This window comes from Kaistella sp. CFF1-2 (genome assembly GCF_059509915.1).
Map to the genome: position 1 here is coordinate 12,503 of NZ_JCAKLF010000006.1, position 23,518 is coordinate 36,020.

Sequence of the window (23,518 nt, forward strand, 5' to 3'; positions counted from 1 at the left end):
AACTAAATTGGCAAATTATTTGCAAATTAACACGTATGAAAAATATTTTACTGGCTATAACTTTATTTGTTTTTGGACTTGGAAACTCCCAAAAGCTAAATAATATTCAAATTGGTGAAGTTTTAACCTACCGAATCCATTATGGAGTACTTACGGCAGGAACCGCAACCCTTTCTACTGCATCAAAAAACTACAACGGTACACAGCACCTTTATGTTCGCGGTGTTGGTAAAAGTTCTGGTGCTGTACGTGCTTTTTTTAAAGTAGATGATGTTTACGAAAGTTACATTAATCCAGCAACAGCGTTGCCTAGTTATTATGTACGAAATGTTGCGGAAGGTGGCTATAGACAACATTTGCATGCTGCGTTCAATCAGAATGCAAATTCCTTAGTTTTAACGGATAAAAAGAATCCGAAAAATCCGCCAAGAACGATCAAAACAGTCGCTGGCTTGCAAGATATGCTATCTGCATTCTATTATTTGAGAAGTAGCGCTTCTGGAACCTTAAATGTAGGTGATGTTTTTAATTTAAATGTTTGGATTGATGATGAAATGTTCCCTTTCCGACTTCGTGTCGCGGGAGCCGAAAATATTAAAACAAAATTCGGAACGGTAAATGCTTTACGAATTATTCCATCGGTTATGAGTGGACGTGTTTTTAAGGACAAAGAAGGCGTGACATTGTGGGTAACTAACGACGCCAATAACGTTCCTGTTGCCATAAAAGCACAATTAACCGTAGGTTCTTTACGAGCTGATTTGGATAATTATAAAAATGTAAAATATCCCATTAAGTTTTCGAAATAAAATTGATGTAAAGCAAAAAAAATCCGAGAAATTCTCGAATTTTTTTTATTTCAATGCTTAAAATGATTACGCTAAAACATCTTGTAAATCTGGATTTTTCTTAAATGTAGCATTTGCAAACGGACATAAAGGAATAATCTTCACATTATTAGCGCGAGCAAACTCTACAGCTTTTAAAAGCAATTCTTTACCAATACCTTTTCCGTTAAAAGCCGGCTCAACTTCAGTGTGATCAATAATAAATTTATCTTCGCCAGCCCAAGTATAGGTCATTAATCCTGCCGGAACTCCAGAGAATTTAGCGATAAATTCGCCATTTTTTTCGTAATTTTTTTGTTCTATTTCTACCATTATTTTACGATTTCTGTATTAATTTCTATTTTGTTGGTCAACAATTTATGTACAGGACAAGCTTCAGCAATATCAAATAGTTTCTCTAACGCTTCCGCATCCAAATTCGCATCAGGAAAGCAAATTTCTCTTTTGAATTCGGAACGTTCTAGTTGCGGAACGTTTTCAAACTGAACATCCACTCGAATCGTATCAACATCCCAACCTTTTTTATCAATATACATACGCAAAGTCGCCGCCGTACAACTTGCTAACGAACTTGCTAAAATCTCATACGGATTAAAGCCTTTTTCTTGTCCACCAAAACGTTTGGGTTCATCGGTGATAATCTTATTTTCACCGGCTACAACTTCCGTATAATATTTCTCACGACCTAACGTCGCCACTACTTTTACCGCCATATCTAGTTTTTTAATCGATACGATAAAGCGCCCGAAGGACACGCATCTATTTGTTTGATTAATTCGTCTTTGGTTGCCGATTCCGGTTTTATCCAAGGTCGCGCTTTTGGATCATACACTTGAGGAAGCATTTTCACGCAAACTCCCGAATGTTGACAAAGCTTTGGCTGCCAAATAACCACCAAATCAGGATGTTCATATTCATGTTTTTCCATGTTATTGTATTTTATTTTCGATTTAAAACTGCTTTTGGCAACGGAACATACTCATCCGAATCACCAGGAATCAAAGGAAAGGCTTCATGATTTTGATCGTGCCAATTCACTTTAGCTTCATCAATGATTTCCTTATCAGAATTTACAAAATTCCAAAAAATGAATCGCTCTTCAGGAAAAGGTTCTCCTCCAAAAAGGTACACAACCGTATTTTCGTTCATTTCAAACTCACAAAGTTTTGCATTTTTTGCAATCAAAAGTTGTTTAGTTCCGTATTCGTTTCCTTCAATATTGACCGTTCCTTCTAAAACATACATTCCAACTTCGCCAAACAATTCATGACCAATATTGAGTTTCTGCTTGGTGTGAGATTTAATTTCTACAAAATACAATGGACTGTGAACGGGAACTCCCGACTTTTTACCAAAAGCCTCACCAGCAATTAATTTGTATTCTAAATCACCCTCTTTCCAAATTGGAATTTCATCGGCTTCAATATGAAAAAAACTCGGCTCCGACTGTTCTAAATCTTTCGGTAAACCCACCCAAATTTGAAATCCATGCAAACGGTAATCGGATTCACGTAAATATTCCGGCGTTCTTTCTGAGTGAACAACACCTTTACCAGCCGTCATCCAGTTCACAGCACCGGGTTTAATTTCAATTGCATTACCCAAACTATCTCTATGAAAAATGGACCCTTCTAAAAGATACGTCAATGTGGAAAGTCCGATATGCGGATGTGGTGCAACATCAAAATTCTGATATTCACGTAAATGAGTTGGTCCCATATGATCAATAAATACAAACGGACCAACCGCTCTTTTTTCACGGAAAGGCAATAATCTGCCAACTAGAAAATTCCCGATATCGGCTGCTTTTTCCTCTAATATTAATCCAATATTCGACATCATAATTTTACTTTTTATACTACAACTATATTACAACTGGTCGTAACCTTTAAATTTTTCATCTACAATAGCTTTCCATTCTGGATGTTTTTTGATGTACGCAAAAACATAGGGACAGAAAGGTAAAAGCTTTTTGCTACTTTCTTTCACATACGCTAATGTTTTTTCGACAACCGCTTTCGCAGCTCCTTTTCCGGCAAGAGCCGGATCAGCTTCCGTATGAATTAACCAAATTTGAGAAGACGTTTCTTTATAATCAATAAAGGCTTTGTAACCTTCTACATCAATTTCGAAACGCTTATCTGCTTCATTTTTCACTAAAGGAATTGTTGAATAATCTATAGTAATCATTGTCTTTTGTTCAATGTTTAAAGTTAAAGAAAAAAGTATGGCCACCTTAATACGATTTGGCTATACCTTATCATAATTACGCTTTATTACGAGAATTTATTATTCTAAATAACCGAATTTGCCTTGGTTATAGTCTTCAAAAGCTTGCATAATCTCCGCATCCGTATTCATCACAAATGGTCCGTGAGGAACGATGGGTTCATTCAAAGGTTCACCACTTATGACCAAAACAATGGCATCGTCAGAAGCCTCGATTGTAAAATCGTTTCCCTCTCTTTCAAACAAAACCAAATGATCCGTCGGAACTTTTTCTGAACCATTCACGACAATATTTCCTTCAATTAACAAAAGAAATGTAGTCTGTCCTTCAGGAAAGCTGAAATCCGCTTTTCCACCTTTTTTAAGCTTCGCATTCATTAAGTTCACCGGTGAAAACGTACTTGCTGGACCTTGAAATTCATTATAATTTCCTGCGATAACTTCAATGAATCCATTTTCCCCTAAATCAACAACAGTCATTTTATCATGAGAAATCGATTGGTATTTCGGCGAAGACATTTTATCTTTTGCTGGTAAATTCACCCATAACTGAACCATTTGGAAAACGCCACCTTTTTTTGCCCATTCTGTTTCGTGGAATTCTTTATGCAAAACTCCAGAAGCCGCCGTCATCCATTGAACATCACCTTCCCCAATCACACCGCCACCTCCAGACGAGTCATGATGCTCGATTTTTCCTTGATACGCGATGGTTACGGTTTCGAAACCACGATGTGGGTGAACGCCTACTCCACGAGCTTGGTCTGCAGGAGGAAAAGTATACTTGGAATTGTAATCCAATACTAAAAATGGATCCATTCTTTTCATATCCAAATGATACCCACTTGGAATAAAATTATGAACTCGGAAACCATCTCCAACAAAATGCGCTGGTCTTGGCGCAGCGACCAATTCAATTGATTTTACTTTTGTATTAACTATATTCATTTCTATAATTTTTTAAATTTATAGTACAAAAGTAGCTTTCATAAACATCCCAAACATTGATGTAAGATAAGAATGTAAATAGTTGAATTTCAACCAAAAAAAATCCCGCTACAAGCGGGATTTTATGTTTATCTATTTTAATCTCGTTATTACAACGATTTAAATTGCTCTAACATACGGATGTCATTTTCGAAGAACATTCGGATATCTGACATTTGATATAACAACATCACAATTCTTTCGATTCCCATACCAAAAGCATAACCGCTGAATTGGTCTGGATCTACATTCATATTCTTAAGAACGGCAGGGTCTACCATACCACAACCCATAATTTCTAACCAACCTGTTCCTTTCGTAATACGGTAATCCGTTTCAGAATTTAACCCCCAATACACGTCAACTTCAGCACTTGGCTCAGTGAACGGGAAATACGATGGGCGCATTCTAATTTTTGATTTTCCGAACAATTCTGTGGTGAAGAACTGAATCGTTTGTTTTAAATCTGCAAAACTTACATTTTCATCGATATATAAACCTTCAATTTGATGGAAAATACAATGCGAACGAGACGAGATGGCTTCATTTCTAAAAACTCTTCCTGGAGACAAAATTCTAAAGGGTGGTTTATGCGTTTCTGCATATCGAATTTGTACCGATGACGTGTGCGTTCTTAGTAACGTATCAGGATCACGATTGATGAAAAACGTGTCTTGCATATCTCTCGCTGGATGATATTCTGGTAAGTTTAATGCGGTAAAGTTATGCCAATCATCTTCTATTTCGGGTCCGTCTGAAACAGCAAAACCGATGGATTTGAAGATGTCAATAATTTTATTTTTAACTAAATTGATAGGATGTCTAGACCCTAATTCCAAAGGAAAACCTGGTCTCGTAAGATCTTCTTTCTCTAAAATCAAGTTGGACTGAGTAGATTCTTGCAAAGCATCTAACTTTTCTGCAACGGCTTGTTTTAGCGTATTAATCTTTTGTCCAAACTCTTTTTTCTGATCATTAGGAACGTCTTTAAATTGGGCAAACAGATCTGTAAGAATTCCTTTTTTACTATTAAAACGAATTCTAAAAGATTCTATTTCAGCTTTTTCAGCCGTTTTGAAAGCCTGAACTTCCTGCAAATACTCGTCTATTTTTTCTATCATCATATTCAATCTAGAAGGCACAAAATTAGTAATTTTTGGGGACTTGACCTTTCAAAAATTCATAAAAAAAATCTGCATTGCGAAAGGCGAATGCAGATTGGTATTTCGTATACGATAATCGTATTATTTTACGGTTGCTTTAATGAGTATCTGAAGTTCCACTTCATTTTTAATAACTCCATTCTCAGCTGGCGACTGAAACTTAACCCCGAATTCTTCTCTATTAATTTCTTTTGGTTCTGTTGCAATCGTCACTTGATTATCTGTAACCGCAGTATTTGCGTTTAACTGAACTGGTTTTGAAATCCCTTTAATAACCAAATTTCCATCTAAAATCGTATTAAAATCACCAGATGTACTCGGCGTTACTTTTGTAATTTCAAAACTTGCTTCCGGAAACTTCGCTACATCAAAGAAATCAGCCGATTTCAAATGCCCTTCTAGCTTTCCTTTTCCGGTAGGATCTGCAATATCTACATTTTGAAGGGAGTTCATATTTGCTATGAATTTTCCACTTTCCAAAACACCATCTTTTGCCGTAAGCTCACCATTAACAAACTTAATCGTCCCGAAATGATTGGTATGTTCTGACTTGAAGACTTTAAAACCTTTCCACTCAATTTTACTATTTGTCGTATCAATAACGTAAGCAGTACCATCTTTAGTTGTCACAACTTCTGTACTTTCGCTGGTTACCGGCTTATCCTTTCCACAAGAATATACAACAAGCGCTCCTAAACCAAGCGCCACAAAAGGAAGTAAAAATTTTCTTTTCATAGGTTTTTTTTAACTAATTGATCCTCTCAAAAATACTCAATATATTTCAATTACGAAAACAAATCCTTATTTTTGCTCTATGCTATTGGATATCCGAAACCTAGACTTTTCTTACGCTCCCGAAATCCCTCTTTTTGAGGATTTTTCTTTATCGATTTCATCGGGAAAAACCGTTGCCCTTGTTGGCGAAAGTGGATGTGGAAAATCAACACTTTTAAGTTTAATCTACGGTTTGTTTGATTGGTCGTCGGGCGATATTCTTTTTGAAGGACGAAAACTTATGGGACCGAAAGGAAACTTGGTTCCAGGTGAAGCCGAAATGAAATTGGTTGCGCAAAATTACGACTTGATGCCCTATGCAACGGTTGGCGAAATCGTCGGGAAATTTCTTTCCAATGTTCGTTTAGCAAAAAAAAAGGAAAAAGTTTTAGAACTTCTCGAAATTGTAGGTATGGAAGACTACGTCAATGTTCTTCCTAAAAAGTTGAGTGGAGGCCAACAGCAGCGTGTTGCCATTTCAAGAGCATTATCTGTGACACCAAAACTGCTTTTATTGGACGAACCTTTTAGCAATTTGGATTATTCAAGAAAAATTAAAATCCGCGAAAAGCTTTTCAATTACGTCAAAAGGGAAAACGTCACCTTACTAATTTCTACGCACGAAATCCAAGAAGTCATGCCTTGGTTGGACGAATTGGTGATATTACAAGACGGAAAACTTGTTCAGAAAGGAAGTCCACAAGAAATATACAATGACCCGAATTCCGATTATGTTGCTGGATTATTTGGCGAAGTAAATTCGTTCTCCAAAGAGGAAATGGAAAGGTGGAATTTGTCAAAATCCTATTATTTTCCAAATCAAATTGAACTAGCATCAACCGGAATTGAGGCGCACATTTTAGAAAGTCGATTTTCAGGAAGCCATTATTGGAACAAGCTTCTAGTAAACGAAAAGACAATTATCCAATATTCTGAAAAACCTATTAATGATAAGGTTTTTATAAATTTTTAAATCGTTTATTGTTAGTAAGTGGATAAGTTCACCATTATTTTCACTAGCAAATCAAATATCGAATAGATAAATTAACTAAATTTGAACTATAGAATAAGGAAATTTTTGGTTAATTCTCTTTCTGCCTTTGGGGATCAAAATTAGCTTCGGCAATGATGATTCTGGGAAGACTACCCTGCCAGACTTTTCCTTTTTTTGTGCACAAAAAAATAGGCCGAAGCCTATTATGTATTTTATAAGGAAGCTTTTCTACGCTTTTTTCACAAATTCTGATTTTAAAGCCATAGACCCAAAACCATCAATTTTGCAATCAATATTATGATCGCTATCAAAATTCAAACGAATGTTTTTCACTTTCGTTCCTGCTTTTACTGGTTTTGGAGCCCCTTTTACTGGTAAATCTTTAATCACCACAACCGAATCACCATTCTGCAATTCGTTTCCGTTAGAATCTAAAATCTTTCCTTCACTTCCCACTTCCGCAGGATCCCATTCGTAAAAGCATTGTGAACAAACCTGCAAATGATCTTGTTCGTATGTAAACTCCGAACTGCATTTTGGGCATACAATAGCATCACTCATAATAGCATCAATTTTTACAAAGATACCATTAAAAACAACTTTATCAAGGCGATTCGCATGAAGATTCGGCTTTTCTTCAGAATTTCCGTATTTTTGCACAGCCAAACAAACGGCTTATTCTATGGAACTTATTCACCGAAACCTACTCATCGGCATCCACGATGCGCTACAAGAAACCTTTTTTGAAAAAAATAAATACGCTGATAAAGTAATCGAACGATTATTAAAAGCGAATAGAAAATGGGGAAGCCAAGACCGCGCCGTGGTTTCGGAAATCTTTTACAACATTATTCGTTGGAAAAAAAGGTTGGAATATTATATGGGCGAAGGTGTAAAACCGGGAAACATTTATCAATTAATCCTTACGTATTTAATTTGGAGCGAAACTCCCTATAAGAAATTTGAAGAATTTGCTGGAATTAAAACAGGTCCAGCTGTTCGTAAAATTGAAAGTAGAAAAGTTCCTACAAAAGCTATTGAACATTCCATTCCAGAATGGTTAGCCAATCGTTTGGAAACGGAATTAGGCCCAAAATGGGAAAAAGAAATGATCGCATTAAACGAGCAAGCACCAACGGTTTTACGAGCCAACTCGATCAAAACAACGGTAAAGGAACTCGTTTCAGATTTAGGTGATGAGAACATTCCTGCCTTTCCGCTGAAAAACTATCCAGATGCGGTTCAGTTAGAAGAAAAGAAAAACGTCTTTATTACAACTGCTTTTAAAGAAGGTTTGTTTGAAGTTCAGGATGCAAGCTCACAAAAAATCGGGTATTTCCTTGATGTTAAAGAAGGTCACCGCGTTGTTGATGCATGCGCTGGAGCAGGTGGAAAAACACTACATTTAGCTGCTTTAATGAAAAACAAAGGTCAAATTATCGCCTTAGATATTTTCGAATGGAAACTTGCGGAGTTGAAACGTAGAGCGAAAAGAGCGGGTGCTCACAATATCGAAACGCGAATGATTTCCGACACCAAAGTCATCAAAAGACTTTATGATAAAGCTGATCGTCTATTAATTGACGCACCTTGTTCTGGACTTGGCGTTTTGAAAAGAAATCCTGATAGCAAGTGGAAAATTGATGAAGATTTCATCGCTCGTATTTGCGACGAACAACAGAAAATCATGCAAGATTACTCTAAAATGCTAAAAGTTGGAGGGAAAATGATTTACGCAACATGCTCTATCCTACCATCTGAAAACCAAAATCAGGTTGCTACATTTTTAGAAGGAAATTCGAACTTCAAGCTTGTTGAAGATCAAAAAATCCTACCAAGTTCTGGTTACGACGGATTTTATATGGCTTTGATTGAGCGTGTTTCTTAAAATAAAATCGACATAACAAGTACAAAATCTTCTGGGAATTTCTCAGAAGATTTTTATTTTTGAATGAAATAAATCAACCTCATGAAAACGTTCTCTCTTTTTTGCTTACTAATTGTTCAAGTTCGCTTTGCTCAAACCTATAAAATCACGTACCAATCAAGTTTTGAAGGAAAAGTAAATGTAAATCAAGACCCAACGATTATTTACGTTGATTCGCAGCAAAACATCATCACATCTCAAAAAATTAGTCAAAATAAAAAGGAATTTCCGTACGAAATTACTTCAATAAACACGCAAAATTGGGAAACAACCTATTTTGGATTTCTAAAAAACCAAGAAAAAACCTCAACCAAAAATCCAAATAGCGTTGGAAGCTACACGTATAAAACCAGTGATGAAACCAAGAAAATATTAGGATACACGTGTAAAAAAATCACCACTTCTGTCAATTCAAATACGATTGACATTTGGTACACTACCGATTTAAAAGTCTTTGGTGGACCATCTTTGCTAGGAATACAAAAAGGATTGGTTTTGGAAACGGTGAGAAATGGAAATTCAAAACTCACCGCAATTTCTGTTCAAAAAACAAAAGATAATCCCGCAAAATTAGCTTTGAGTAAACTAAATTCAGCTTCAACCGATGAACTTTCGTATCGTGATCGAATTTGGAAAAGTAGATATACAACCATTCCAATATTTAAAAATCAAACCATTAATTTTTCGGATACAGCAAAATCAAAAGGGGATGTTTTGCGATTTGCTAACGGAACGATTGTATTAAAAAAAGTAAAATTTCCGGAAATAGACGCCAACCAAGGTGTCTTTATCGAGTTGAAAGAACAATCGAAAGGTGATGCGTATGACCGAACTGGAACTGTTTTTATGATTCCAGAAGAAGGAAAATTATCATTTTTGAACGCTTTAAAAGACGGCATCAAAACAATACCGCACTTTACAAATGAAAGTGGAAAAATATTCTATGGAAACACAATAACACCAAATTATTTTCCACCAATTGAACTTATGCGCTTTTTCACACCTTTCGGAGTGAAGCAATTCAACCATATTCAACTTAAAGGAAAAACGTGGACTGAACAAACACCGTACAGACAAGACATCACCGAGCTTGCGCCCAATTTCAGCAACAAAGAAGTTTGGATTGGTGTTTTCATTGGAAACTACGACAAAGGCGGTCATCAGATTGATTTGGAAGCCACGATACATCAAGACGGCTTAATTGCATTTCCTTCCAATGAGAAAATCCCACTTTTCAATACGTTAAACATTATGGAAATGGCGGGACAAGAATACGCCACGATGTTTAGTAGCCCAGAAGGTTTAGTTGTTGACTTTGAATTAAAAAACGACCTTAAAAACGCTACTTTACGTTACATTAGCACGGGGCATGGCGGTTGGGAAAACGGCGATGAATTTGTTCCCAAATCGAATACCATTGTTCTGGATAAAAAGGAAATATTTCAATTTACACCTTGGAGAACCGATTGCGGAAGTTATCGACTGCATAATCCAGCGTCTGGAAACTTCGGAAATGGATTATCTTCATCAGATTTAAGCCGAAGCACTGGTGTCCTGGAACAACGACAAATCCTATCTATATAGCTTTAGGTGATTTAAAAGCTGGAAAACATCAAATTCAGATTAAAATTCCGCAAGGAAAAAATGAAGGTTCAAGTTTCAGTTCTTGGAATGTAAGCGGCCTACTACTCGGTAAAAAAGAAAACCTTCCTGAGTAAATGAACACTTCAGGAAGGCAAAAAAACACAAATGATGAAAATGTTCTGCAAAGGAAACACCTTTTCACGTATAAAATATTAACATAAATCAATTATTTTCTAAAAAAAAATTCGTATAGAGGATAGCGCCTTTTTACTTTACTATTTATGTGGTGTAAAATTTCCGCTTTTTAAGCAAAATGAACCTAAAAAAAATTAAAAAAATTCTACATTTAAAATAAATTAATTAATAAAATACTAATTATTAAAAATTGTATTGTAAAAAATCATATACTTTTTTAATATTGTATCATATTATTAATTAAAATTTAAAAACAACCCAATATGTGTGGAATTGTATGCTTGTTTGACTCCAAGCAAAAAACAGAAAGCCTAAGACCACAAGTTTTAGAAATGTCTAAAAAAATTAGACACCGTGGTCCCGATTGGAGTGGTGTTTATCAGAATGACACCACCATTTTTTCGCATGAGCGATTAGCCATCGTAGATCCAAGTTCTGGTAAGCAACCTTTATTTAGTGCGGACAAATCGTTGGTTTTAGCCGTTAATGGAGAAATCTATAACCATGTTGAGTTGCGAAAAGAGTTTCCTGATTACGAATTTCAAACGAAATCCGATTGTGAAGTTATCTTACCGCTTTACGAAAAATACGGAAAAAATTTCATTGAAAAACTAAATGGAATTTTTGCATTTGCTTTATACGACGAGAAAAACGATGTGTATTTAATTGCTCGTGATCACATGGGAATTTGCCCATTATATCAAGGTTGGGATAAAAATGGAAACTATTACGTGGCTTCCGAACTCAAAGCTTTGGAAGGCGTTTGTAAAACGATAGAAACATTTTTGCCGGGTCATTATCTTTTTAGCCCAGAAGGTCATGATTTGCAAACGTGGTACACTCGCGAATGGACAGAATTTGATGCTGTAAAGGATAACGAAACGAAAATTCAAGATATTCGTGAAGCGTTGGACGCAGCCGTTCACAGACAGTTGATGACTGATGTTCCTTATGGCGTTTTACTTTCTGGAGGATTGGACTCGTCTATAATCTCGGCAGTAACGGCAAAATACGCAAGACAACGTGTAGAAAGTGATGATCAACAAGAAGCTTGGTACCCGAGATTGCACAGTTTCGCAGTAGGATTAGAAGGTTCCCCAGATTTAATTGCAGCTAAGAAAGTAGCAGATCACATTGGTTGCGTTCATCATGAAGTGAACTTTACTGTTCAGGAAGGCTTGGATGCAGTTCGTGATGTTATTTATCATTTGGAAACCTATGATGTTACAACCGTTCGTGCATCGACACCGATGTACTTATTGGCTCGCGTTATCAAATCCATGGGGATCAAAATGGTATTATCAGGAGAAGGATCAGATGAGTTATTTGGAGGGTATTTATACTTCCACAAAGCACCGAATGCAGAAGAATTCCACAATGAAACCGTGCGCAAACTAAGCAAACTTCATCTTTACGACTGTTTAAGAGCCAATAAGGCTTTAATGAGCTGGGGAATCGAAGGAAGAGTACCGTTTTTGGATAAAGAATTTATGGATGTCGCGATGACCATTAACCCGAAAGACAAAATGGTAACCGCACACGATAAGAAAATTGAAAAATATGTTCTGAGAAAAGCTTTTGAAGATCTGCTACCTGAAGAAATCGCATGGCGCCAAAAAGAACAATTCTCGGACGGTGTAGGATATTCTTGGATTGATTCATTAAAAGAAGCTGCGGAAAAAGAAGTTTCTGACGAAATGATGGCGAATGCTAAATTCCGTTTTCCATTAAATACGCCTCAAAATAAGGAAGAATACCGTTACAGAACGATTTTTGAAGAGCATTTCCCAAGTGAAACCGCTGCGGCAACCGTTCCATCGGTTCCTTCTGTTGCGTGTTCTACTCCGATTGCATTAGAGTGGGACGAGGCTTTCAAAAAAATGAACGACCCGAGCGGACGCGCTGTAAATATCCACGAAACAGCCTATTAAACAAATATCATTTCGCTAACAAATCAAAAGGTTTCCAAATTTGGAAACCTTTTTTATATTTATTTTTCACTTAGAAACTGAATAAACTTGGATGGTGATATTCCCTTTATGGTTTTGAAAATACTCGCAAATTGAGAATGCGAATTGTAGCCACTCATTTCTGCGAGAACTGCAATTTTATAATTTCGTGCTTGTGGATTATCATGCAATTCTCCAATAATGTAATCAATTCGTTTTTGATTGATATATTGATTAAAATCGGAGTTTCGATATTTTTTTAGAATACGACTCAGATATTTGGTATTGGTCTTTACCAAAACAGCCATTTGAGCCGTTGAAATTCCACTTGTTAGAAACAACTTCTTCCGTTCAAAGGTTTCTAGATTATGTAGAATTTCCATTTCGGTTACATCACTCATCAGCGATTCTCTTTTCCCTTCAATTTGTGAACTTTCTAAGTCACCCTTTTTTTCTTCAACAATCCCCTTTCCTATTTCCGGAAGTGCTTCTGAAGAAATTGAGTTTTGTTTTTCACGTTCAATATCACGAATAATTTCATGATATTTCCTTTTCAATTTTTTATTTCGATTAATAAAATAATAAGCTACAGCAACTAAAATCAAAAAGATAGCAACGCCCAATAAAACAAATAGTTTTTGCTCACGCTCCTTTTCTCCAAGAATTTCGCGAACTTTTAATGATTCCACCTTTGTTAAATCTTTGGTTATTCTGGTTTCCGAATTCGTAATTCCACGAATAATTTTGGCATATTTCAGTTGGTCGCTTGGAGAATCGATATCGGTTTCTAAACGCTCTGTTAAGATAAGTTTCTGAACCGTTTTCCCTCCAAAATAATCCGACAAAACCATTGCAGAATCGAAAAGTTTTTTACTCTTTTCCTTATCATTGCTTCGAGCCGCAATCATCCCTTGCGCCACCAAATAAAGCTCGGTAAAATTAATATTTGATTTATCTTTTATCTTCGGTTTAAGATCTTCAAGCTGTTTAAAAATTTGATACGTTGCCGTAAGATCTCCGCATTTTAATTGAACATAAGCGGATTGACACAATAAAGCATACTGAAAGCGCTTTTTAAAATCCGAACGTTGATCATCTTTACTAGAAAATCCTAAATATTTTTTCCTAATAGCCGCAGATTTGCAATAATCTTCATCAATATCATACATTTTACATTGCGCATAAGAAATAATTGATTCCCGAGTTTCTGCAGGTAAATTTTTACTTAGCGTTTGTAAAACTTTAAAATTTTCATCCGACTCATACGGCAAGCCAGCCCGACGATAGGAAACAATTAAATAATTTATAACGCGAACCTTTTGCTCAAGAGAATCTGTTTTCCATGCATATTCGCGTGCTTTTTCAAGATAAGAAACCGCGCTTACATAATCACCCAACATATATCGATTTTCCGCTAAAACAGAATTAGCAACCGATTTTTCTAAGTCGTTTTGGGCATACTGAACCATTTTCTTTCCGTATTCAAAACCCTTTTTAATATTGAAACTTTGCGCTTCGTTAAGCTTCCAAAATTCTTTTGATTTAGCCGAATCTATTTTCTGCTGCCCGTTCGCAAAACCAAAGCCAACACACGTTATACAAAAGAGAATGAAGGAAAAAAAAGTAATTTTTCTCATATACGCTGGTTTTATTTAGCTTTATTTTCATTTAAAAATGAAATATATTGCGATGGTGATATCCCTTTTACAGATTTAAAAATACTTGCAAACTGACTATGAGAATTATAACCGCACATTTCTGCAATTGCCGCGATTTTAAGATTCAATAACGAAGGTTCGTCATGCAATTCTTTTGCAATATAGTTGATACGTTGGGTATTGATATAGTTGTAAAAATCAGAATTTCGATATTTCTTTAAAACGTGGCTTAAATACTTGGTATTTGTTTTGAGCATAACAGCCATTTGAGCCGTTGAAATCCCCTTGGTTAAATACAATTTCTTCTTTTCAAAGGATTGAAGTTGCTTTAAAATTTCCTGTTCGGTTTCATCATTTTTGATGACATCTGTTTTTATTTCAGGATCAACGGTTTCAGTTTTCACATGATCGTAAACGACTTCCTCTTTCTCAATTTCTTGAATAATCGCTTCATATTTTTTCCGCAACGCTTTATTCCGGTTGTAGTATAAGAAAATAAGAACACTTAATCCAGCAACCGATACAATCAAAATGTAATGATACATTTTTTCTTTACGTTCACTTTCTTCAATAATTTTTTGCGCTTTAGACGATTCTTTCGAAGTAAGCGCTTTGGTTGCTTTGGTTTCTTTATTTAATAAATCGTTCAGTATTTTTGCATAACGTAATTGCTCTTCTGGCGAATCTACCTCAGCTTCAAGACGCTCCTCTAATATCAATTTCCGAACGCCCGTCCCTTCTGAGAAATCACATTGTTTGTAGGCTTGATCAAAGTATTTTTTAGCTTGAATTTTATCATTTTGAGCATTTGCAAATAATGCTTTATCCAACAAGTAAAATTCATACATCAGTAAATTTTCACGATGAGGAATTTTCTTTAAATAGGATTCTGTAATTTCGAAACTTGCTTTGGCTTCATTACTCTTCGCACATTTTAATTGATTATAAACCAACTGAACGTAATTGGCGAACATGAATGTATTTTGGCTTTCATTATCCGCACTTAAAGGCTTCATAAGCTCAACAAACTTTTTCCTAGCAGCCCCAGCTTTGCAATTATCCCCGTCGATATCGTATAATTTGGCTTCTGTAAAACTTAAATTAATAGATTTTATGGGTTCTGGAAATCCGGCGATTTCTTTTTTGAAATTCTGAAACTGAATATCTGATTCGCTAATAAGACCCGCTTGACGATACGCACTTGCCAACGTACCCAACGTTCTAACTTTCTGCTGTAGAGAGTCCGTTTTACTAATAAATTCCCATGATTTTTCCAACTCATTTACGGCCGTAACAAAGTCGGATTTCATTAAATAATTTTCGGCAATAATATTTAGGGCAAGGGATTTTTCGTAATTGGTCTGCGCATAAGAAAGCATTTGCTTTCCATAATGATCTAATTTGGAATTATCCAATTTATAAGCCTCAAACGCTTGATTAAAAAGCGTTTGTTTTTGGACATCAACTTGATTTTGACCAAAAACCATATTTTGTATTAAAAAGAAAAATACAAATATTAGTTTCAATCTATACCTGTGCACTTTCATCATACATGAGTAAGCAATAAATTCAATTACAAAAAATACTTCATCATTAAAAGTGCCTGCACCATGCGCCATCACACGGTTTTTCATTAATCATTAAAACCGGCACAAAGTCTATGATTATGAATACGATACAAATATAATTATTTTCTCAAAATGAGATGATAATACTACTTTAAAAAATCGACACAAAAATAAACTTATTTTGAACGATTCTAAAATTTTAGCTGATAATAAAAAAACAAAAAAACTTTAATAAAAAAAGCGATTCACAAAATGGAATCGCTTTTACTATTTATGTAGCAAGTTTTAGAATGTTATTTTTTCACCTACATTTAGTTTCTGATTTTTGGCGAAAATTCCGCACATATGAAATAACATTCGCGCTCCAACATTACCATCCCACTCGTCATTTTCGCCCGGCGCAACTTCGACTAAATCAACACCAATAATATTTTTCGAAGATTCAGCAAGACGACTTAACGCATATGTTGCTTGCTCAAAAGACAAACCACCCGGAACTGGAGTCCCTGTATTTGGACAATACCACTGATATAATGCATCAATATCAAAACTGACCACTACGTTTTCTGGCAACAAAGCGATCATTTCATCAACTTGATTTTGCCATGTTTTGCCTTCAAATTGCTGCTTTTTAAGATCAGAATCCGTAAAAACTTTCACTTTGTCAGTTGATCGAATCACTTCCAATTCTTCCTCGCAAAAATCACGAATTCCCACTTGAACCAATTTGGAAATCTGAGGAATCTTAATTGCATTATTCATTATTGATGCATGCGAAAACTGAAATCCTTCATAAGCATTTCTTAAATCCATATGCGCATCGAAATGCAGTATACCAAAATTATCATAGTTGGCCGCTAACGCCTGATAATACCCCAATGGAGTTGAATGATCTCCACCTAATAAAATCACTTTTTTGCCTTGAGCTTGCCACTTTAAAACACGGGTTTTTAGTTCTGCATTTAGTTTTGAAGACGCTTCATTAATGGAATTTAGCGTATGTTGAAGCTCTGAATTATCTTCAATATTTTCTCCATTTTCTAAAGCTTCGATCACAGTTTGTGCTTTTGCTTTAAATTCGTCGCTTGTCGATTTCCAATGCGGCTCTCCTTCATCAAAATAAATTCCTAATTTCCATAAGTCAGGAAACTCTTGATGCAACAAATCTACCTGAAAAGAAGCTTCCAAAATAGCAGCTGGACCATCAGATGCTCCCGCCCCATAACTTACCGTTACCTCCCATGGAACCGCAACAATTACTAACTCACTTTCTTCTGCAGTAAAAGGCAAACCAAAAATACTTCCATCTGCCAAACCTGGTTGAGAAGGATCAAAATTATCTATTTTATCTTGTTTAGTCATATCCATTAATTTGAAAATTGAACCGCAAAGATACTTGAAAATTTTGGTGATTTTTGAATCAAATTTGCAGGAAAATAAGATTGAAAATCATCTCGAAAACTGACATAAAAAAATAACATATCATAAAATTGTACGTTGAATTAGGATTTAAAATTAAGTTCAAGATTAATTTTAGCATGAATTTCATCAAAACATAAAATTCTACTATAAATTTTAGTAAATTTGAAGCAACCCCTTATTGGTCTCATCCACCAATTATAGGAGAAAAAGAAATACATGTGCCTGAAAAATTTACTCGCTGTACTTTTGTGCTTTGTTTCGTCTTTTCTATTTAGTCAAGCTCAACTTGACCCATCAAAAACGCAACAATTTCTGCACTATAAAGAACTAGTAAATACATCCGACTCAAATCTCGAGTCCAATTCAACAAAATTACTAGAATTAGCCCAAACCAAAGAGGAACTTACATTTGCCAACTTCATCAAAGGAACCTATATGTATAGACAAGGTGAATACGTAAATGCTATTTTTTATTTGGAAAAAGCTGATCAGTTAGGGAAAGGAAATGCCCCAATTGATATGCAGCGTGGGTACATAAATACCTTGGTAATTTCTTATCGTAGAGCTGGCTTACTACAGCAATCTAACGAGGCTTGGGAACGAGAGCAAGAGCTTATCAAAAAATCAAAAAACCCCTATAAAGAAGCAGAATATTTTTACAATCTCTCAAAGTTAAAAGATATTGACGAGGCTTATTGCGAAGCGGCTACTGCTCGAAAAAAATTTTTATCTCTTGTTCCGCTAAATATTCAAAAGAAGGATCCTGATTATATTTTTGCAACGTATGCCCAATTAGGTTTCGCCCAAGTAAAATGTGGTTCTACAAATGATGGAAGAAAAAGTTTGGATTATGCAAAATCATTATTCAACGGAAACTTAAAGGAAGTAGACCCAACCTTATTAGAAATTTATGAGCTGGCAAGAGCATTAATTTCAATAAAAGAAAATAACATTGAAGAGTCCAAAGCCTATTTTGATTCAGCTTATTCGATCGCAAAAAATAAAAACACCTATCCTATCGTAAAACTAATTCTCATGGAGCGATTGGAGGCTAATTTCGATCCTCCAAAAGAACAACTATCCTACTCCAAAGAAGTGGATGTAATAACGAAAAAAGAGCGCCTCAACAGCAGAGATTTAATAAAGTATGAGTTTCAAAAATCCAAAGTAAAACTCAAACAACAGGAAGGTAAAACACAATTGTGGATTAGCCTAAGTATCCTTTCCACACTTTTTCTTTTGAGTATTGTCTATTTCATTAATAAACGAAATAAAAAGCTAAAACAATCGTACCTTAAAATCATTGAAGATCTCAACAAAAAAAGTGAAAAAGAGAAGCAGACTACAACTCAAAAAAATACATTATCAATCGAGTCAGACGTACAAAATGAAAGTGGCAGTAAAGAAATTGAAAATGAAAGCGAAATCGTAAAACAACTTGAGCAACTCGAAAAGAAAAACTTTTTTACAGCAAAAAATATGTCAGCAGCAAAACTAGCTGTTTTGCTAAAAATAACGCCGCGAAATCTAAGCTACGTCTTAAAAAAACACCGAAATGAAGACTTCTATAACTATCTCAATAACATTAGAATTGAATATATTTCGAAAGAATTAAAGGAAAATCCCAAACTTTTAAATTATAAAATCGCCGCTATTTCTGACATGTGTGGATATAGCTCTCACAGTCAATTTGCCACGAATTTCAAAACCAAGACTGGAATTTCACCCTCTCAATACATTCAGTTTTTGAGAAAAGATGAAAAATAAAAGGACAAAAAAAAGCATTGTTTACACAATGCTTTTTTGCAGAGAGGATGGGATTCTCATCTTATGTATTTCTAAATACATTAAAATATTAATTTATCTAATATTCAGGGTATTAAAGATGTTTCTAACTTTAAGATATTTCTTGAATATCATTGTGTATCATAAAAAATGGCTGTAAATTTGGCTGTAAATATTTTTTATGATAACTATTAAAAGAAAAATAACTGTTGATGTTGAAAGAAGAAAAAAGAAGGGGGTAATCATTAATGAAAATGCACCCATATTTATTCGTTTAACTTTTTCATCTAATAGAATAAATTTGTATAGTGGACATAGAGTTGACATAAAAGACTGGGATTCTGATAAAAAAGAAGTCATTTCTGGCAGAATAAACTCTAGTGGACAAACAGCTGAAGAAATTAACATCACTATTTCAAAATATAAATCTGCTATTCAATCGTTCTTTTTAGAACATCAAATAAAAAACGAAATACCCACTATCGAAGAAACGAAAAACGCTTACGAGAAAATAAAAAATAATGGTGTAGAAATAGCGAAAGTTGAGGAACTGAAAAATGATAAACTAAAAAAAGAAACATCATTTTATAAAGTGTTTGATGAATTCACTTCCTATAATGGGAAAATCAATAATTGGACAACTGACACATATGCGAAGCTCAGCACTCTTAAATCTCATTTGGAAGCTTTTAATCCGAAACTTAAATTTGAGGATCTTACATTAGAAGGCTTAAGCAATATTCTTTCTTTTTTCACTAACAAATTAAAACTTAAGAATACTACCACAAAAAAATACATTGAAAACATTAAATGGTTCTTAAGATTTGCTGTTAAGAAAGGATATACCGAGAATAAATCATTTGAGGATTTTCAACCAAAACTTAAAATTGGAAAAAAGAAACTTATTTTTCTTACTGAATCTGAAATTTCTCAAATAAAAAATGTTGAGATACCTGAATCTAAATTATACCTAAATCGAGTTCGTGATGTACTGCTCTTTTTGTGCTACACAGGTTTGCGGCATTCTGATGTTTATAAATTGAAAAAATCAGATATTAAAAATGGAAAATTTGATGTAACTACTTTAAAAACTAATGATAGTTTAGTAATCGAACTCAATAAAACATCACAAGAAATCCTTGATAAATACAAAGATATTCCATTCAAAAATGATAAAGCTTTGCCTGTAATCTCTAATCAGAATATGAATGATTATTTGAAAGAATTAGGAGAATTGGCAGAGATTAATGAACCGATAACAGAAACTTTTTTTATTGGTAATCAAAGACATGATGACACAAAACCCAAGTATGAATTATTAAGTACACATTGTGGCAGACGTACTTTCGTATGTCTCTGTATTGCAAAAGGAATTGGTTTACAGATAATTATGAAATGGACGGGACATTCCGATTACAAATCCATGAAACCATATATTGAGGTCACAGATTCAACAAAAGCAACAGAGATGAAAAAACTAAATTTTTAAAAAATGAAGACAACAGAGCATTTAGCCCTTCTACAAAAGATAAAAACGAATTTAAATTCAATAAAAGAAGTTGATGATATTGGAAAGGAATTATTGGATGATATTATTAACTTTTGTGAAATAGATGAAAATTTGGTTTATGAAAATTTATTAAATCAGGAAAATCGCGCACTTTATCTAAAAGAATATCAAGCACTAATTCCAGAATCCAAAAATATTTTAGCGAATCGTAAGTTTATTTTTGATAAATTTTTAGCAAGAAATTTATTCAACAAGCTAATACGTCCTTATCAATTTAAGTGGGATTTTGCCTATAAAGAGCTTCGTGAACCTTCAGACAAGAAGGATGAACTAAATAATAGATTAGATTCTTGGGGGTATAATAATGATAAAAATTCTGATGATATAATAAGATTGACTAAAGATTTAGACTTTGCAAAACAAGAATATGATATTTTCAAAAAAAAATTAGAAATCATTGAAGATGAAAAAAATGAAGCATTTAATGGTAATTTATATCTTCTTTCTTTTAGTTTTAAAGCATTTATAAATAAGTTAAATGTAATAGAATCCAATGTTTCACGTCTTACTGAATCGAATGATTTTTTTCAAAATGTATTTAAGAACGAGAAGGCAATACTTCTTGCTTTTTCAGTTTTCGTAAAGAATAATCTTCTTAAAGAAATTCCTTACCTTGATTTTTATAATCAAATTACACTTAGTAAAACGCTGACTTTGGAAAAAAATAAGAGTAAAGACAAATACATTGCTTATGCAATCAATAAACTCAAAGATTTTATCATTGAAAGTGAAAAAGAAATTTGGGAAAATAAATTAGTACAGTATTTTAATATTAAGGACTATGAGAAAAAGAAAACAGTAAATATAGATGATTCAAAAACTGAAGAACATAAAAAAATTGATTTTGAAATAGAACAATATTTTGAAATTTTAAAATCATAATGAATCCAAATAGTCTATATAAATTCATTTTTGTGAGAAAATAAGCTTAAATGACCTCATAAAATCTCTTGACATTTTTTATAAGTTATATTTATTTTAAAAATAGCTTTAAATAATTGAATATCAATACTTTAAATATTGATATTTTTTTGTGCCCATTTTTCTCCATTTATATTTTGTTGTCAATTTGGGGTGTTCGAACACTCAGAAAATTGTTAAACATTTAAAAAGAAAATTAAAATGAAAATCGAAAATTTATTAGAAAAACCCTTATGGCAAATGACTGGTCAAGAATTTTTAGCATTAAATGAACAAACTAAAAATACTGTTCAAAATCTAGAAAGCTCACCTATTTCTGAAAACACCTTAAATAAAAAGTATGTGTACGGAATACGTGGAATCGCAAACCTTTTGAATTGCAGCATTGCAAAAGCCAATAGAATTAAAAAGAAAGGAATTATAGATGAAGCAATAATTCAAGAAGGAAGATCCATTATGGTAGATGTAGAATTGGCTTTGAAATTAATCAAAAACAATATGTAAGATGGAACAAAAGAAAAACGCCCCGTTATTCAACGAAAATAACAAAGGCGTATTGTTTTTAAACTCAAGCAAAAATACGGAAAATATTAATATTCTCAACAGTTTAAAAGAAGATTTCAAACTTATTTCAGGCAAAAATATATTTCCCACAGATATATTCCCTTTGATTTTACAAAAGCTAATAAGAGAATTAGAGTCAACTTTGAATTTTTCTCCGGATTACACATCGGCTTCCATTTTATATGCAGTTTCGGTTTCGATTGGGAATAAAATACAACTTAAAGTGAAAAATAGTTGGCTCGAAAAATCCAATTTGTATATGGTTCTTGTAGGTAGAACAGGCGATGTGAAAAGCCATTCGGTTTCGTTTTGTCTGAATCCATTAATGAAAATCGATAAAGTAAATTTTGAAGAATATTTGCTAAAGAAAAAAGAATATGAACAATTACCAGTTGAAGAAAAATCTAAAAATACAATTCCAATTCTTCGGCAATTGCTTCTGAACGATTTTACCCCAGAAGCATTTGTAAAGGCTCATTACTTCAATTCAAGGGGAATTGGTTTGTACACCGATGAAATTGCAGGCTTTTTTAATTCCTTCAATCAGTATCGAAAAGGAAGCGAAGAAGAATCTTATTTGTCGGCTTGGAGTGGAAAACCAATCATAAAAAATAGAATTTCTGGCGAAGAAATGCGGGTAGATAATACGAAAGTTGATATTATCGGAACGATGCAAGAAGCAATTCTGTCAAGTGTTTTTCATTCCAATAAAATGAAAAATGGATTTATCGACCGGCTACTTTTTGTTTTGCCACATAAATATGTTGATAATAAATGGAACGACCGTGATTTAGATAAAAAGTATATTGAATGGTATTCAGAATTCATTGCTAAAGTCTTTATGATTGCCGAACAATCAGAAATAATACTTGAATTTGATTCCGAAGCTAAAGATTATTTGTACCAATGGCAGAATAATCAAAAAACCGATTTTGAATTTGAATATCAAAGAGGGATTTCGGTCAAGCTGCAACAATATGTTTTGAGATTTTCAATTCTTATTGAAGTGATACAGTCGATTTGTAATGATGAAAAACCGCAAACGATTTCTTTAACAACATTAAAATCAGCCATTCAATTGAGAGATTATTTTTTTGAAAATGCAGTTCGAGTTTTTGAATTGATTGACAATACTTACTATGATTCACTTACCGAAATTCAAAAAAATGTGTTTGATAAGTTATCTCCACAATTTAAAACAGGCGAAGGAATTGAAATTATTTTAAGAGAAAATCTCATGAAAGAGCGGAGCTTTAAAAAATTTCTGAAAGATGAAAAACTCTTCAAAAAAATTGCTCACGGAGTTTATGAAAAACAGGTTTTTTAAATAGGGCTATAAATTCTGCAATGCACTTTTTGCACTATTGCATTTTGGTTTTT

The 23,518-nt window shown here is 33.9% G+C and carries 21 protein-coding genes and 1 pseudogene; 10 read left to right on the forward strand and 12 right to left on the reverse strand.

Translation table 11 applies throughout. The annotated features are described in order from the left end of the window. Window positions 1–35 precede the first annotated feature (35 nt). The gene (locus AC5XHR_RS12530) at window positions 36–809 is read left to right on the forward strand and encodes a DUF3108 domain-containing protein (protein ID WP_495951140.1); all 774 of its coding nucleotides are present in this window, start codon (window positions 36–38) and stop codon (window positions 807–809) included. A 66-nt stretch (window positions 810–875) separates the two neighbouring features. Here the strand turns inward: AC5XHR_RS12530 and AC5XHR_RS12535 are convergent, their stop codons facing one another. The 8 genes from AC5XHR_RS12535 to AC5XHR_RS12570 form a co-directional block, all read right to left on the reverse strand. Beyond that, window positions 876–1,160, reverse strand: a complete 285-nt coding sequence (locus AC5XHR_RS12535) for a GNAT family N-acetyltransferase (protein ID WP_495951141.1) — start codon at window positions 1,158–1,160, stop codon at window positions 876–878. Beyond that, entirely contained in the window at window positions 1,160–1,561 is a 402-nt protein-coding gene (locus AC5XHR_RS12540) for an OsmC family protein (protein WP_495951142.1), read from the reverse strand. Before AC5XHR_RS12540 ends, AC5XHR_RS12535 begins: the two co-directional genes overlap by 1 nt. 2 nt (window positions 1,562–1,563) lie before the next feature. Next, entirely contained in the window at window positions 1,564–1,776 is a 213-nt protein-coding gene (locus AC5XHR_RS12545; RefSeq protein WP_495951143.1) for a (4Fe-4S)-binding protein, read from the reverse strand. A gap of 11 nt (window positions 1,777–1,787) precedes the next feature. Continuing rightward, window positions 1,788–2,687 (reverse strand): pirin family protein, encoded by a 900-nt coding sequence (locus AC5XHR_RS12550; RefSeq protein ID WP_495951182.1) that lies wholly within the window; start codon window positions 2,685–2,687, stop codon window positions 1,788–1,790. A gap of 30 nt (window positions 2,688–2,717) precedes the next feature. Continuing rightward, window positions 2,718–3,038, reverse strand: coding sequence for a GNAT family N-acetyltransferase (locus AC5XHR_RS12555; protein WP_495951144.1), 321 nt, complete (start codon window positions 3,036–3,038; stop codon window positions 2,718–2,720). A gap of 99 nt (window positions 3,039–3,137) precedes the next feature. Then, on the reverse strand, window positions 3,138–4,025 hold the full coding sequence (locus AC5XHR_RS12560) for a pirin family protein (RefSeq protein ID WP_495951145.1): 888 nt from the start codon (window positions 4,023–4,025) through the stop codon (window positions 3,138–3,140). Window positions 4,026–4,174: 149 nt separating this feature from the next. Further along, complete coding sequence (gene pheS, locus AC5XHR_RS12565) at window positions 4,175–5,185, reverse strand: phenylalanine--tRNA ligase subunit alpha (RefSeq protein ID WP_495951183.1); 1,011 nt, start codon at window positions 5,183–5,185, stop codon at window positions 4,175–4,177. A 123-nt stretch (window positions 5,186–5,308) separates the two neighbouring features. Next, the gene (locus tag AC5XHR_RS12570) at window positions 5,309–5,962 is read right to left on the reverse strand and encodes a YceI family protein (RefSeq protein WP_495951146.1); all 654 of its coding nucleotides are present in this window, start codon (window positions 5,960–5,962) and stop codon (window positions 5,309–5,311) included. 79 nt (window positions 5,963–6,041) lie between these two features. On the opposite strand from AC5XHR_RS12570, the gene AC5XHR_RS12575 reads away from it, so the two are divergent. Next, window positions 6,042–6,974 (forward strand): sulfate/molybdate ABC transporter ATP-binding protein, encoded by a 933-nt coding sequence (locus AC5XHR_RS12575; RefSeq protein ID WP_495951147.1) that lies wholly within the window; start codon window positions 6,042–6,044, stop codon window positions 6,972–6,974. Between the two features lie 249 nt (window positions 6,975–7,223). On the opposite strand, the gene AC5XHR_RS12580 is transcribed toward AC5XHR_RS12575, so the two are convergent. Beyond that, window positions 7,224–7,556, reverse strand: a complete 333-nt coding sequence (locus AC5XHR_RS12580) for a zinc ribbon domain-containing protein YjdM (RefSeq protein WP_495951184.1) — start codon at window positions 7,554–7,556, stop codon at window positions 7,224–7,226. A gap of 121 nt (window positions 7,557–7,677) precedes the next feature. Between AC5XHR_RS12580 and AC5XHR_RS12585 the strand changes: the two genes are divergently transcribed. From AC5XHR_RS12585 to asnB, 3 genes and pseudogenes are all read left to right on the forward strand, one after another. Beyond that, window positions 7,678–8,883 carry an RsmB/NOP family class I SAM-dependent RNA methyltransferase gene (locus tag AC5XHR_RS12585; protein ID WP_495951148.1) on the forward strand — a complete coding sequence of 402 codons (1,206 nt, stop codon included), beginning with the start codon at window positions 7,678–7,680 and terminating at the stop codon, window positions 8,881–8,883. 81 nt (window positions 8,884–8,964) lie between these two features. Further along, a pseudogene (locus AC5XHR_RS12590) lies at window positions 8,965–10,640 on the forward strand (PNGase F N-terminal domain-containing protein). A 324-nt stretch (window positions 10,641–10,964) separates the two neighbouring features. Further along, on the forward strand, window positions 10,965–12,632 hold the full coding sequence (gene asnB, locus AC5XHR_RS12595) for an asparagine synthase B (RefSeq protein WP_495951149.1): 1,668 nt from the start codon (window positions 10,965–10,967) through the stop codon (window positions 12,630–12,632). Between the two features lie 59 nt (window positions 12,633–12,691). On the opposite strand, the gene AC5XHR_RS12600 is transcribed toward asnB, so the two are convergent. From AC5XHR_RS12600 to AC5XHR_RS12610, 3 genes are all read right to left on the reverse strand, one after another. After that, window positions 12,692–14,287 (reverse strand): helix-turn-helix domain-containing protein, encoded by a 1,596-nt coding sequence (locus AC5XHR_RS12600; RefSeq protein ID WP_495951150.1) that lies wholly within the window; start codon window positions 14,285–14,287, stop codon window positions 12,692–12,694. Window positions 14,288–14,298: 11 nt separating this feature from the next. Next, the gene (locus AC5XHR_RS12605; RefSeq protein WP_495951151.1) at window positions 14,299–15,795 is read right to left on the reverse strand and encodes a helix-turn-helix domain-containing protein; all 1,497 of its coding nucleotides are present in this window, start codon (window positions 15,793–15,795) and stop codon (window positions 14,299–14,301) included. Between the two features lie 366 nt (window positions 15,796–16,161). Continuing rightward, window positions 16,162–17,238, reverse strand: coding sequence for an agmatinase family protein (locus tag AC5XHR_RS12610; protein ID WP_495951152.1), 1,077 nt, complete (start codon window positions 17,236–17,238; stop codon window positions 16,162–16,164). Between the two features lie 276 nt (window positions 17,239–17,514). Between AC5XHR_RS12610 and AC5XHR_RS12615 the strand changes: the two genes are divergently transcribed. The 5 genes from AC5XHR_RS12615 (at window position 17,515) to AC5XHR_RS12635 (ending at window position 23,465) form a co-directional block, all read left to right on the forward strand. Continuing rightward, a complete protein-coding gene (locus AC5XHR_RS12615; RefSeq protein ID WP_495951153.1) occupies window positions 17,515–19,065 on the forward strand; it encodes a helix-turn-helix domain-containing protein in 1,551 nt (516 codons plus the stop codon). A gap of 199 nt (window positions 19,066–19,264) precedes the next feature. Further along, window positions 19,265–20,572, forward strand: a complete 1,308-nt coding sequence (locus AC5XHR_RS12620) for a site-specific integrase (protein ID WP_051872610.1) — start codon at window positions 19,265–19,267, stop codon at window positions 20,570–20,572. Between the two features lie 3 nt (window positions 20,573–20,575). Beyond that, window positions 20,576–21,535, forward strand: coding sequence for a hypothetical protein (locus AC5XHR_RS12625; protein ID WP_495951154.1), 960 nt, complete (start codon window positions 20,576–20,578; stop codon window positions 21,533–21,535). A 240-nt stretch (window positions 21,536–21,775) separates the two neighbouring features. Then, complete coding sequence (locus AC5XHR_RS12630; RefSeq protein WP_088263536.1) at window positions 21,776–22,078, forward strand: DUF3853 family protein; 303 nt, start codon at window positions 21,776–21,778, stop codon at window positions 22,076–22,078. A 1-nt stretch (window position 22,079) separates the two neighbouring features. Continuing rightward, a complete protein-coding gene (locus AC5XHR_RS12635; RefSeq protein ID WP_088263537.1) occupies window positions 22,080–23,465 on the forward strand; it encodes a DUF3987 domain-containing protein in 1,386 nt (461 codons plus the stop codon). Window positions 23,466–23,518 lie beyond the last annotated feature (53 nt).

Bases quoted from the DNA above. Each gene is read 5' to 3' on its own strand.
- AC5XHR_RS12530 (WP_495951140.1), top strand. From the start codon at position 36: ATGAAAAATATTTTACTGGCTATAACTTTATTTGTTTTTGGACTTGGA.
- AC5XHR_RS12535 (WP_495951141.1), bottom strand. From the start codon at position 1,160: ATGGTAGAAATAGAACAAAAAAATTACGAAAAAAATGGCGAATTTATC.
- AC5XHR_RS12540 (WP_495951142.1), bottom strand. From the start codon at position 1,561: ATGGCGGTAAAAGTAGTGGCGACGTTAGGTCGTGAGAAATATTATACG.
- AC5XHR_RS12545 (WP_495951143.1), bottom strand. From the start codon at position 1,776: ATGGAAAAACATGAATATGAACATCCTGATTTGGTGGTTATTTGGCAG.
- AC5XHR_RS12550 (WP_495951182.1), bottom strand. From the start codon at position 2,687: ATGTCGAATATTGGATTAATATTAGAGGAAAAAGCAGCCGATATCGGG.
- AC5XHR_RS12555 (WP_495951144.1), bottom strand. From the start codon at position 3,038: ATGATTACTATAGATTATTCAACAATTCCTTTAGTGAAAAATGAAGCA.
- AC5XHR_RS12560 (WP_495951145.1), bottom strand. From the start codon at position 4,025: ATGAATATAGTTAATACAAAAGTAAAATCAATTGAATTGGTCGCTGCG.
- pheS (WP_495951183.1), bottom strand. From the start codon at position 5,185: ATGATAGAAAAAATAGACGAGTATTTGCAGGAAGTTCAGGCTTTCAAA.
- AC5XHR_RS12570 (WP_495951146.1), bottom strand. From the start codon at position 5,962: ATGAAAAGAAAATTTTTACTTCCTTTTGTGGCGCTTGGTTTAGGAGCG.
- AC5XHR_RS12575 (WP_495951147.1), top strand. From the start codon at position 6,042: ATGCTATTGGATATCCGAAACCTAGACTTTTCTTACGCTCCCGAAATC.
- AC5XHR_RS12580 (WP_495951184.1), bottom strand. From the start codon at position 7,556: ATGAGTGATGCTATTGTATGCCCAAAATGCAGTTCGGAGTTTACATAC.
- AC5XHR_RS12585 (WP_495951148.1), top strand. From the start codon at position 7,678: ATGGAACTTATTCACCGAAACCTACTCATCGGCATCCACGATGCGCTA.
- asnB (WP_495951149.1), top strand. From the start codon at position 10,965: ATGTGTGGAATTGTATGCTTGTTTGACTCCAAGCAAAAAACAGAAAGC.
- AC5XHR_RS12600 (WP_495951150.1), bottom strand. From the start codon at position 14,287: ATGAGAAAAATTACTTTTTTTTCCTTCATTCTCTTTTGTATAACGTGT.
- AC5XHR_RS12605 (WP_495951151.1), bottom strand. From the start codon at position 15,795: ATGGTTTTTGGTCAAAATCAAGTTGATGTCCAAAAACAAACGCTTTTT.
- AC5XHR_RS12610 (WP_495951152.1), bottom strand. From the start codon at position 17,238: ATGACTAAACAAGATAAAATAGATAATTTTGATCCTTCTCAACCAGGT.
- AC5XHR_RS12615 (WP_495951153.1), top strand. From the start codon at position 17,515: ATGTGCCTGAAAAATTTACTCGCTGTACTTTTGTGCTTTGTTTCGTCT.
- AC5XHR_RS12620 (WP_051872610.1), top strand. From the start codon at position 19,265: ATGATAACTATTAAAAGAAAAATAACTGTTGATGTTGAAAGAAGAAAA.
- AC5XHR_RS12625 (WP_495951154.1), top strand. From the start codon at position 20,576: ATGAAGACAACAGAGCATTTAGCCCTTCTACAAAAGATAAAAACGAAT.
- AC5XHR_RS12630 (WP_088263536.1), top strand. From the start codon at position 21,776: ATGAAAATCGAAAATTTATTAGAAAAACCCTTATGGCAAATGACTGGT.
- AC5XHR_RS12635 (WP_088263537.1), top strand. From the start codon at position 22,080: ATGGAACAAAAGAAAAACGCCCCGTTATTCAACGAAAATAACAAAGGC.